We start from the raw sequence: 11,373 nt of genomic DNA on the forward strand, positions 1-11,373 counted from the left end.
AGAGAGTTTGAAGGATATTATTGTAATAAAATGCGGCGGCAGTATACTTTCTCGTTTATCAGAAACATTTTTTAGCAGTATAAAAGAATTACAGAAAACATGTGATGTTGTTATTGTACATGGAGGTGGACCGGAAATAGATGCGATGCTAAAAAAGCTGGGTATTGCTGTACATAAAAAAGCCGGTTTACGCGTAACAACTGCAGAAGTTTTAGAAGTCGTACAAATGCAGCTTTGCGGTACTGTAAATAAAAATCTAGTAGCAACTTGCTCTGCATACGGCTTGCAAGCAGTGGGGTTATCTGGATGTGATGGAAATCTTCTGATTGCTGAGCCCGTTGAAGAGCTTGGTTTTGTTGGAGAAGTAGAGGGTGTGAATCGAAAACTAATTCATCATCTATTGCAACAAGGATTTGTGCCAATCATTGCGCCAATTGGTATGAAAGATGGGCAGTTATACAACATTAACGGGGATACCGCTGCAGCTGCAGTAGCAGCTGCTTTACAAGCACGACAATTATTATTCGTGACTGATGTACCCGGAATTTTATATCAAAACCGTCTTGTGCGAGAAGCAGAAGAAACGTATGTGCTGGAATTGATTGAGGCAGGTGTCATTACAGGCGGCATGATTCCGAAAGTGCAGGCTGCACTTGCAGCTTTGAATTGTGTTGATGAGGTGATAATTATTAATGGTTTACAAAACTTTATAGATGAAGCAGGTTATATAACTGGGACAAAAATTATTAAAAAAGTAGGTGTAAAGTAATGACTTTATTTCCAACATATGCACGTCGAAACCTTGAGATTATAGAAGCAAACGGTACGATTGTTCGCGATGCTAAAGGTAAGACATATTTAGATTTTGTGTCAGGAATTGCGGTATGCAATTTGGGTCATTGTCATCCAGCTGTGAAAAGTGCAATACAAGAGCAACTTCAGAAGGTGTGGCATGTGTCCAATTTGTTTCAAAATACGTTGCAAGAAGAAGTGGCGGAGCTTCTTGTTTCTAAAAGCGTCGGTTCATATGCATTTTTTTGTAATAGCGGTGCGGAAGCAAACGAAGCAGCAATTAAACTAGCGCGTAAGTATACAGGGCGAACAAAAATTGTGACATTTCGTCAATCATTTCATGGCCGCACCTTTGCAACGATGAGTGCAACTGGTCAAGAGAAAATTCAAGAAGGATACGGCCCTATGTTGGAAACATTTGTATATGCACCTTTTAATGATATAGATGCCCTCCAGAATGTTGTGGATGATGATACCGCAGCTGTACTTGTTGAAGTTGTGCAGGGTGAGGGGGGGATAATGGTTGCGGATATCGCTTTTTTACAAGCGATAGAGACACTTTGTAAAAAACACAATGCGCTGTTTATGGTAGATGAAGTACAGACTGGGATAGGACGTACAGGAAAAGCTTTTGCCTATGAGCATGCCGCTGTTGCACCGGATATTATTACAGTGGCGAAAGCATTGGGGAACGGAATACCTGTAGGTGCGATGATCGGAAAACAAAAGCTCGTGACAGCATTTGGACCTGGTTCTCATGGTTCTACGTTTGGCGGTAATATGATTGCAATGGCAGCGGCGAAGGCTGTAATGGAAGTGGTATTTCAAGATGGCTTTTTAGAAGATGTGGCAAAGAAGGGACTGTATTTTTCCTCCTTGCTACACAAGAAATTACAAAATATCCCTGGAATTGTGGAAGTGCGTGGACAGGGTTTAATGATTGGTATTGTATGTGAAGAAGCAGTCAATAGCATAATCGAGCAAGCGCAGGAGAAAGGTTTGTTGGTGTTACAGGCAGGACAAAATGTGCTGCGATTACTACCGCCTCTAACTGTTACCATAGACGAATTAGAACAAGCCGCTCTTATTCTAGAGCGTGTGTTTCAAGCAGCACTATGTACAAAATAAGGAGGTTATGATATGTTGCAATCTCTTTCAAATATACAGAGAAAAGATGTACTGTCATTAGAAGAAATGAGCTCTTTAGAGGTAAAGGAGTTAATTCAATATGCAATAACCTTAAAAACGCAACATCAGCGTGGGCAGAATGTCCCTCTTTTAGCAGGTAAAATACTTGGTATGATTTTTGATAAACATTCAACGCGTACGCGTGTATCGTTTGAAGCTGGCATGGTGCAGCTTGGTGGCCATGGTATGTTTTTAAACGGAAAAGAGTTGCAACTTGGCCGCGGTGAAAGTATCGAAGACACTGCTAAAGTATTATCACAGTATGTAGATGCCATTATGATTCGTACATTTAGTCATGATACAGTGGTTACATTAGCTAAGTATGCAACTGTGCCTGTTATTAACGGTTTGACAGATGACCATCATCCCTGCCAGGCGCTGGCTGATTTAATGACAATATATGAAGTGAAAGGGACATTTAAAGATGTGAAACTCGCATATGTGGGAGACGGCAATAATGTATGTCATTCACTAATGCTTGCTTGTGCAAAGGTTGGGATGCATATTGCGATAGCTTGTCCGGCTGGGCATTTACCGAAGCACGCAATTATCCAATCTGCTCAAAGTATTGCGGCTTCGACAGGAGGGATAGTTGAAGTGCATCATGATCCTCATTTGGCTGTTCAAGATGCTGATTTCATTTATACAGATGTCTGGACCAGTATGGGGCAAGAAGAAGAGTCGGCTGAACGCTTAGCTACGTTTCAACCGTATCAAGTCAATGAAGAATTAACGCAACATGCAAGTGAGACGTATCATTTTTTACACTGCTTGCCTGCACATCGCGGAGAAGAAGTAACTGCTGCTATCATTGATGGACCGCACTCACTAGTATTTGAACAAGCTGGAAATCGTCTACATGCACAAAAGGCGTTGCTTGTTAGCTTACTGCAATAAGTAAGAAAGGTATCTCGTAACTTTTGAGATATCTTACGTCACAAAACTGTTCAGGCTGTAGGAAGATCGTGAACAAGTCTCTTTCTATGCAAACGCCTCTATGCACAAGCTGTGGTAAGATGTAAGAACGGCCCGCAAGGAAAGGCAAATGTCTATGAAGCAGGAAGCCCCCGTTTCAAGCGGAAAAGCCGATAGGTGAGGGGAGTTCGCCATAGCCTGCCAATTTGCTTGAGAAGAGTCTATTCAAATGCTATAAAAATGTAGATAAGGTCTACATCTTACATAAACATAAAAAGTACAATCCAACATTTTCTTTCGATAGACATAAGATAGCAGAAGAATATGTTAAGGAGGATGTTTATGATAAGATATTGGCAACTTTACTATCCAATCTTATTTCCATCAACTTTGCATAATGCGCAAAGTTATAGGATGCGACAAATCATTGGATTAAGAGAACCATATTTACGAACGTGGCCGTATTCTAATGTATATTACGGTAATTATTTTGAGGCGTAGATATATTAAAAACCTTATTATGGAAATAAGGTTTTTTTGTTTTTTTATTACGCAAAGAAACACTACACAGTTCAGTAAGTATGATTGTTAATGTACGTACCTTAAAAAGATATATAATTTTACAGAAAATTTATATAATTACAGAAAATTAAATTGACCTTAATAGACAAAATTCGCTAAAATATAAGTTGAATCATTGGTTTTATTTGTAAAATTGATTTAATACAAAATTGCAATAATAATGTATACATACATTATTAAGGGGGAACACACGTTGAAAAAAGTAATGAGCAAAAAGGTGGCAAGCGCAGCGCTAGTTATGGGGGTTATCATCCCGCAAATGATGCCGACTATTTCTTATGCTGTAGAAGATACGAATGTGGTCAAGTTGCGTATTCTTGAAACGTCTGATATTCACGTTCACCTTGCTGACTATGATTATTACCAGACAAAGCAAGATCCGAAAGTAGGGCTGGCAAGAACAGCAAGTTTAATTAAGCAAGCACGCACAGAAGTTGATAATACGCTTTTATTTGACAACGGTGATGCAATACAGGGAAATCCGCTCGGCGATTACATTTATAAAGAAAAGAAAGTGGACGATCCAAACTACATACATCCGGTGTATCGTGTTATGAATTTATTGGATTATGATGCGGCAACTGTAGGTAATCATGAATTTAACTATGGCTTGGACTTTTTTGCTAAAGCTCGTGATAACGCAGAGTTCCCAATAGTGAACGCAAATGTATATATTGATGATAAAGATAATAACCCTGAAAACGATAAGAACTATTTTACTCCTTATAAAATCATGGAAAAGAAAGTAAAGGACAGCAATGGACAAGAACAAACAATTAAGGTCGGTGTAATTGGATTTGTTCCTCCGCAAGTGATGCAATGGGACAAAGCGCATTTACAAGATAAAGTCATTGCAAAAGACATTGTAGAATCTGCAAAGAAATTCGTTCCACAAATGAAACAAGAAGGTGCTGATGTGATCGTTGTACTTTCACATTCCGGCATGGGAGATCCAAAGACTTATAAAGTAGGCGAAGAAAATGTATCTGCTTATTTAGCACAAAATGTACCTGGAATTGATGCTGTTTTAACCGGACATTCACATGATAGAAAAGCAGAAATTATCAACGGAGTAGCCGTGACAATGCCAAGTAGTTTTGGATCTGCTTTAGGTGTAATTGATCTAGAGTTAAAGCAAGTAGAAGGTAAATGGACAGTGGACAAAACAGCTTCCAAAGCAGAGCTTCGTGATATCACGGCACCTACAGCACCACAAACACCAGATCAGACCGTATTAAATGCTATTAAAGACGAGCATGAAGGTACAATTGCTTATGTAAATGAAAAGGTCGGCGAAACAACTACACCAATCAATAGTTATTTTGCCCTTGTGCAAGATGACCCATCTGTACAGCTCGTTACCAATGCGCAAAAAGAATATGTAGAAAAATGGTTGAAGCAACCGGAGAATGCTAAATATCGAAATATTCCGGTTTTATCAGCAGGAGCACCATTTAAAGCAGGTGGGCGAAACGGCGCAGATTATTACACAGATATCGCTGCCGGAACGCTTGCAATTAAAAACATGGCGGATTTATATGTATATCCGAATACGGTGAATGCCGTATTATTAACGGGTGCAGATGTTAAGGAATGGCTGGAAATGTCAGCAGGACAGTTTAATCAATTGGATGTAACAAAGGCAGAGCCACAAAATTTGATTAATAATGAATTCCGTACGTACAACTTTGATATATTAGATGGTGTACAATATGAAATTGATGTAACGCAACCAGCTAAGTATGATACAAAAGGTAAGACAGTTAACCCGAATGCAAATCGTATTAAGAATCTTACATTTAACGGCAAACCTGTTACAGCTGATCAAAAATTTATTGTAGCGACCAATAACTATCGCGGGGCAAATGCCGGAAATCCTAGAAACGAAGATAAGTTTCCGGGTGTAAGAAATGCAGAACTGATTTTACAAGCGCCAGATGAAAACAGACAAATTATCGTTGATTATATTAAGAAAAAAGGCAAAATTGATCCGGCGGCGGATGGAAACTGGTCATTTGCTCCAATTGGTACGGATTTGAAAGTAACCTTCCAATCGTCTCCGAACGCACAAAAGTATTTGAGTGCTGCAAAAGGTGTTACGTATATTGGTGAAGATGTAGACGGATTTGCAAAATATACCTTGACTTTGACAAAAGAAACACCTAAGCCAAGTGAGCCACCAGTTACACCACCGACAACGGAAACACCGAGAGACGGAAGTGGAGCAGCGCCGATAGTAACAGACCCTGCAAAACCAGTCACAGCACCTGTTACAGGACCAAAATCTACAGGTACTTTGCCTGATACAGCTACAAATATGTTTGGTATGCTTGCGGCGGGTGTAGTTGCAGTTGGAGCCGGAGCCTTTGGATTGCTCAGAAGACGTAAAAAGTAATATAAAAGGTGCAGAGAGAGCTCTGCACCTTTTACGGATTGTTAGGGGAGCGTGAAGCTTAGATGAGAACTATCATTGCAGGTTTGTTATTGTTAGTGGGTCTTGTACTGATAGGGTCTAGTGTATGGGAGATTACAGATGTCGTAAAAGAACAAGACAAAGCTATGGAAGAAGCTACAAAAACAATAAAGGAGACAAAAGAAAAGGTATCTAGAGATACTTTTCAGCCGCTGGAAAATCAAACAATCGGTATTTTACGTATCCCTAAAATTGATGCACAATTACCGATTGTAGAAGGTACAAGCCCTGAAGACTTAAAAAAAGGCGTGGGTCATTACAAAACGACAGGGTTTCCGGGTGATGGTAAACAGATTTTGTTATCAGGTCATCGAGACACTGTATTTCGAAAGTTTGGTGAGCTGAAAAAGGGTGATGAGTTTATTGTGGAACTTCCGTATGGAACGTTTCGTTACAAGATGGATACTGCACGCATTGTACCTGCTGATGACACAAGTGTTATTGGCAGTGTACAGGACGAGGTGCTCAATCTATCTACTTGTTATCCATTTAGATTTATTGGATCAGCTCCTGACCGATATATCATATATGCTTATCCTTCAGAAAAGCAGTCCTGAAAAAATGGACTGCTTTTATACATAGTTATATCTTAAAATGTACAAAATGGAAATAAACAAAGGAGAAAAGGGGCATGTGATGAAAGAATCAGGAGCGATTCCAGCAGCTAAAACATTTGAAGCGTACTTGGTGATTTTTGCTGTTATTGGTGCCCAAACAGGAATTGGTCTTGCCGTATTCCAAAGGTTTGTTTATTTACACGCTAGGCAAGATGCAATTTTTGCGGTGGCATTAGCAGGCCTGTATGCGCATCTTACTATGTTTGTCATCATTCGCACCCTTCAGCGTTTTAAAGATAAGGATATATACGATATTCATCGGTTGGTATTTGGTAAATGGTTTGGTAGTTTTTTGAATCTTGTAGCTATGTTATATTGTTGTTATTCAGTTCTCATGGTGACTGTCACATACTTTGAGGTTTTAACGACATATATGTTCCCAGAGATTCCAAACTGGTTTGTTAGCGGTATACTTATAATTTTGTCTATATATACAATTATAGGAGGAATACGCGTTGTTGTAGGGTTATGTTTTTATAGTGTAATCCTCTCTTCTACCGTCTTATTTGTTTTGTATCAACTTTTTCCATATTGTGAGATAGAAAACTTTTTGCCTTTATTTGAAGCGCCGTTTTCTAAAATGCTTCAAGCGGTGTATGAAATGTCCCTTTCGCTAGCAGGATTTGAAGGGATTTATTTTTACTATCCTTATATACAAAATAAAGAGAAAACACAAAAATACGGACAAATCGGTGTATTGCTAACAAATATAGTATTTCTCTTTTTGATTGTTTTGGCAATTGGCTTTTTTGGTGGACAGGAAATTATTAAATCTGCATGGCCTACGCTCAGTATGTATAAAGTAGTAAAGTTTCCTTTTTTTGAGCAGTATCAAGTCATAGTACTGTGCGTATTTATGTTAGCGATTCTACCAATTATTGCAATATATTTGTGGGGTTTAACAAAGGGCATTAAAAAACATATCCCTATGTCACAAAAAACAGCTCTGTATGTCGTTTCGATTATATTGTTTCTGTGCACGTTATGGTTTCAAACTAGAAGTCAAGTCTATACTGCGGGACTATATTTTAATAAAACTGCTTTTTATATCGTGTTTGTCTATCCTTACATTTTATTTGTATCTACATGGATTGCTGCAAGAAGAAAGCAAAAGAAAGAGCGCGCTACATCGTAGCGTGTTCTTTCTTCGTTATCCGTGTAATCCCGATGTTAGTAAAGTCTGTAAGGATAGCAAGGGCCAGACATAATAAGCAGAAAAACACAAAAGGTGCATATTGTACAGTTGGTACTTGGAGAATACCAGATATACATGGAACAAGTAGGTTGACTACAGTACCGGCATCTTCGAAAACGTGTGATAGGTTTTTACGAGCTAAACCAAATCGCTCAAAGTGACCTGCAAACGTTTTACCAGGTAATATAATAGATAAGTATTGCTCACATATACACCGCTCTCCTCTCATAAAAAAAGCCCCTGCTCTAAAAGCAGGGGGAAAGTAATCACGGCACCACCATAACGTTATGATTTCAAATGGAAATCATCTTAACATGATAACGGAAAGAATTCATTCTTTGTTTCTCAAGAAGAAAACTCAAGGAGTGTAATTTGTTTTTCATCGTGCACTGATTCGCACCAACTATTGGCTCTCTATAGTCATAGATGAGTCACTACTGAATTCCTGTCTACGCTCGTTCATTCATTTGTTATTAAAAGTTCTATCACAAAAACTTTTAAGCTGTCAATCTTTTATTTTGTATTGAAAATTTTGTTAAAAACCAATATGATATGAAAATATTGAGAAAAGGGGATGTAAAGTGTGGCATTGCTCGGAACATTAGTAAACGGAGTTGCAATTATTATTGGTAGTTTGTTCGGATTGGTATTACGTAATATTTCAGAGCGAATGAAGGCAACTGTTATGCAAGGAATTGGATTGGCTGTTCTCATTTTAGGTGTCGGAATGGGTCTGAAAAGCGAGCAATTTCTTATCGTTATTAGTAGTATTGCCATTGGCTCTGCCATTGGAGAATGGTGGAATTTAGAAGAGAAATTAAATAAGTTAGGTATATGGATTGAAAAGCGCGTGGGTGCGAAAGAAAAAGGAAGTATTGCCCGGGGATTCGTCACAGCAACGCTTGTATATGTAGTGGGAGCTATGGCGATTGTAGGCGCATTAGATAGTGGTTTACGCCATGATCATACTGTCTTATTTACAAAAGCCATGCTTGATGGCATTTCTGCTATTATTTTTACGTCTGCGCTTGGTATCGGTGTTATGCTATCAGCAATTCCTGTGATTTTATATCAAGGTTTCATTGCCTTATTCGCCACACAAATTCAAGCGTTTGTACCAGAGGTGCTAATGGATGCAATCATTTTGGAGATTACAGCTGTTGGAGGAATTATGATTGTGGCCATTGGCTTAAATATGTTAGAAGTTGTGAAGGTTCGTGTGGCGAATATGCTACCGAGTTTGCTCATTGCGATTCTATTAGTTACAATTGTTAGTTTATTTTAGAAAGAGGGTGTCCCGTAGTACGGGGCATCTTTTTTTGCTAACGAGTAAGCACAAATAAAAAGCAATATTCTTGTGGATGGGATAAACAATGTAGGGCTATATGTACAGTTTAAGAGATGCTCGTTCCGAGTCTGAATACATACATCTTACGAGTCACTCTAATCTTTTTGTTCGTTCTGCTGTTTATGTGGAAAACGCAATGAAATTAACCAATACCTTATATAAATTATAGTCTGGGAATTAACATTATATGGATTGACATGGTTTTAGTAAAAATGTTAACCTTTTATTATAAAAGGTTAACAAAAGGGGCTGAGATTTTGTCAGTTTTAACATCTTTATCCTATGAACAATTGATGCAAAAAAACAAAGAGTACGTATGGCATCCGTTTACTCAAATGAAAGGTTATATGGAAGATGAACCGCTCATTATTGCACGGGGAGAAGGGCGAAAATTATATGATGTTCAAGGAAACGGCTATTGGGACGGTGTATCCTCTATTTGGCTGAATGTTCATGGTCACCGTGTTAAGGAGCTTGATGATGCAATTCGATCACAGTTAGATCAAGTAGCGCATTCTACGTTACTTGGTATGGCAAACGTACCTGCTATTTTACTAGCTGAAAAATTAATAGAAATCATGCCACCAGGCTTAACAAAAGTATTTTATTCTGATTCAGGGGCCACGGCTGTTGAGATTGCGCTTAAAATGGCGGTTCAGTACTGGCAACATAAAGGTAAGCCGCAAAAATATAAATTTATTACGATGAAAGAAGCTTATCACGGCGATACAATTGGTGCTGTATCCGTTGGTGCAATTGATTTATATCATGAAACCTTTAGGTCGCTTTTGTTTCCATCCATTAAAACACCTTATCCATATTCGTATCGATCACCATACAAGCCGGAAGAAATTGTAGGAAAGCATTTGGACGAGATGGAAACTGTATTACAAAACTATGGTGATGAGATTGCAGGTGTAATTGTAGAACCAATTGTACAGGGAGCAAGCGGTATCATTGTGATGCCACCAGGATATTTAAGTGGTTTGCGAAAGCTGTGCATACACTATGATGTATTGCTGATTGCAGATGAAGTGGCCACTGGATTTGGGCGAACAGGCAAGATGTTTGCTTGTGAGCATGAAAAGGTGACGCCGGATTTATTGACGGCGGGGAAAGGACTAACAGGCGGCTATTTGCCTGTTGCAGTAACAGTTGCAACTGATGAAATTTATGATGCGTTTTTGGGAGAATATGAAGAGCAAAAAACCTTCTTTCATGGCCACAGCTACACAGGAAATCCGCTAGGCTGCGCGGTTGCTTTGGCCAATCTAGAGCTATTTGAAAAGGAAAGGCTTCTTAACGCTGTAGAGCAAAAATCTATACATATTACAAAAAAGCTACAAGTTTTTTCGGAGCTAAAGCATGTGGGAAATATACGTCAAAAAGGTTTTATGATAGGAATTGAACTGGTAAAGGATAAAGTAACAGCAGAATCTTACAGCTGGCAGGAACGAGTTGGGGTAAAGACATGCCGCCGCGCCAAAGAATTAGGAATGCTGCTTCGTCCCCTTGGGAATGTCATTGTATTTATGCCGCCGTTAGCATCAACGGTGACTGAGCTGGACGAAATGTTAGAAATTCTATGGGAATCTATTATTGATGTGACGGAGCGGGGCTTATGAGTGGCTTGTTTGTTACAGCAACAGATACAGAGGTAGGAAAAACGGTAGTGGCAGGTGCGCTAGCTGGTGTACTTAGAAAAAAAGGAAAAAATATCGGTGTTTCCAAGCCGCTTCAAAGCGGACATCTGGCCTCTGACCCAGAGGGAGACGCAAAGCGGTTGCAATGGCTGTCAGGTGTAACAACAGAGGTTGAAGAAATTTGTCCCTTTTCTTTTACTACACCTGTAGCGCCACGTTTGGCAATGAAGTATGAAGGGAAAGAAATTTCACTCAAGCAAGTACAAGCTGCTTACGAGCATATAAGAGCCTCTTTTGAGGGTGCCATTGTAGAAGGAGCGGGCGGGCTGTTGGTTCCGTACACCAAAGACGCGCTGGTAGTGGATTTTGCGAAAGCACTCGCGCTGCCGGTTCTTATCGTGGCTCGTCCTACTCTTGGAACTGTTAATCATACCGCGCTTACCATTCAATGTGCCACAGCACATGGTCTTAGGGTAGCGGGTGTTATTTTGTCAGGTCATCATAAAGAAGAGCGAAACAGTGCTGAAGAAAATCGAAGCATGATTGAAGAATTAAGTGGTGTACCGGTATTGGGGATGCTGCCATGGTTGTCTTCGCCGGAAAGAGAAGTGATATTGCAA

10 protein-coding genes and 1 pseudogene are annotated in these 11,373 nt (G+C 39.4%); 10 read left to right on the plus strand and 1 reads right to left on the minus strand.

Annotated elements, in window-relative coordinates; translation table 11 throughout:
* Positions 1 to 7: 7 nt before the first annotated feature.
* From argB to EEJ45_RS04025, 7 genes are all read left to right on the plus strand, one after another.
* Positions 8 to 769 (plus strand): acetylglutamate kinase, encoded by a 762-nt coding sequence (argB, locus tag EEJ45_RS04000; protein WP_124563490.1) that lies wholly within the window; start codon positions 8 to 10, stop codon positions 767 to 769.
* A complete protein-coding gene (locus EEJ45_RS04005; RefSeq protein WP_124563491.1) occupies positions 769 to 1,920 on the plus strand; it encodes an acetylornithine transaminase in 1,152 nt (383 codons plus the stop codon). The genes argB and EEJ45_RS04005 overlap by 1 nt, the downstream gene beginning before the upstream one ends.
* Before the next feature lie 12 nt (positions 1,921 to 1,932).
* A complete protein-coding gene (gene argF, locus EEJ45_RS04010; protein ID WP_124563492.1) occupies positions 1,933 to 2,877 on the plus strand; it encodes an ornithine carbamoyltransferase in 945 nt (314 codons plus the stop codon).
* 360 nt (positions 2,878 to 3,237) lie between these two features.
* Positions 3,238 to 3,396 (plus strand): hypothetical protein, encoded by a 159-nt coding sequence (locus EEJ45_RS18315; RefSeq protein ID WP_164464195.1) that lies wholly within the window; start codon positions 3,238 to 3,240, stop codon positions 3,394 to 3,396.
* A 286-nt stretch (positions 3,397 to 3,682) separates the two neighbouring features.
* Positions 3,683 to 5,872, plus strand: coding sequence for a bifunctional 2',3'-cyclic-nucleotide 2'-phosphodiesterase/3'-nucleotidase (locus tag EEJ45_RS04015; protein WP_124563557.1), 2,190 nt, complete (start codon positions 3,683 to 3,685; stop codon positions 5,870 to 5,872).
* A gap of 62 nt (positions 5,873 to 5,934) precedes the next feature.
* Positions 5,935 to 6,507, plus strand: a complete 573-nt coding sequence (locus EEJ45_RS04020; RefSeq protein ID WP_124563493.1) for a class D sortase — start codon at positions 5,935 to 5,937, stop codon at positions 6,505 to 6,507.
* A gap of 79 nt (positions 6,508 to 6,586) precedes the next feature.
* Positions 6,587 to 7,702, plus strand: a complete 1,116-nt coding sequence (locus tag EEJ45_RS04025; RefSeq protein ID WP_245999821.1) for a GerAB/ArcD/ProY family transporter — start codon at positions 6,587 to 6,589, stop codon at positions 7,700 to 7,702.
* On the opposite strand, the gene EEJ45_RS04030 is transcribed toward EEJ45_RS04025, so the two are convergent.
* Positions 7,692 to 7,991 (minus strand): Na+/H+ antiporter NhaC family protein, encoded by a 300-nt coding sequence (locus tag EEJ45_RS04030; protein ID WP_124563495.1) that lies wholly within the window; start codon positions 7,989 to 7,991, stop codon positions 7,692 to 7,694. The two genes, EEJ45_RS04025 and EEJ45_RS04030, sit on opposite strands and share 11 nt — an antisense overlap.
* A 354-nt stretch (positions 7,992 to 8,345) precedes the next feature.
* Between EEJ45_RS04030 and EEJ45_RS04035 the strand changes: the two genes are divergently transcribed.
* The 3 genes and pseudogenes from EEJ45_RS04035 to bioD form a co-directional block, all read left to right on the plus strand.
* Positions 8,346 to 9,047 (plus strand): DUF554 domain-containing protein, encoded by a 702-nt coding sequence (locus EEJ45_RS04035; RefSeq protein ID WP_124563496.1) that lies wholly within the window; start codon positions 8,346 to 8,348, stop codon positions 9,045 to 9,047.
* Positions 9,048 to 9,322: 275 nt separating this feature from the next.
* Positions 9,323 to 10,735 carry an adenosylmethionine--8-amino-7-oxononanoate transaminase gene (gene bioA / locus EEJ45_RS04040; protein WP_124563558.1) on the plus strand — a complete coding sequence of 471 codons (1,413 nt, stop codon included), beginning with the start codon at positions 9,323 to 9,325 and terminating at the stop codon, positions 10,733 to 10,735.
* Positions 10,732 to 11,344 (plus strand): annotated as a pseudogene (bioD, locus tag EEJ45_RS04045) (dethiobiotin synthase); the annotation flags it as partial. The gene bioA and the pseudogene bioD, both read left to right, overlap by 4 nt.
* Positions 11,345 to 11,373 lie beyond the last annotated feature (29 nt).

Source organism: Ectobacillus antri (genome assembly GCF_003852715.1).
Classification (GTDB): domain Bacteria; phylum Bacillota; class Bacilli; order Bacillales; family Bacillaceae_G; genus Ectobacillus; species Ectobacillus antri.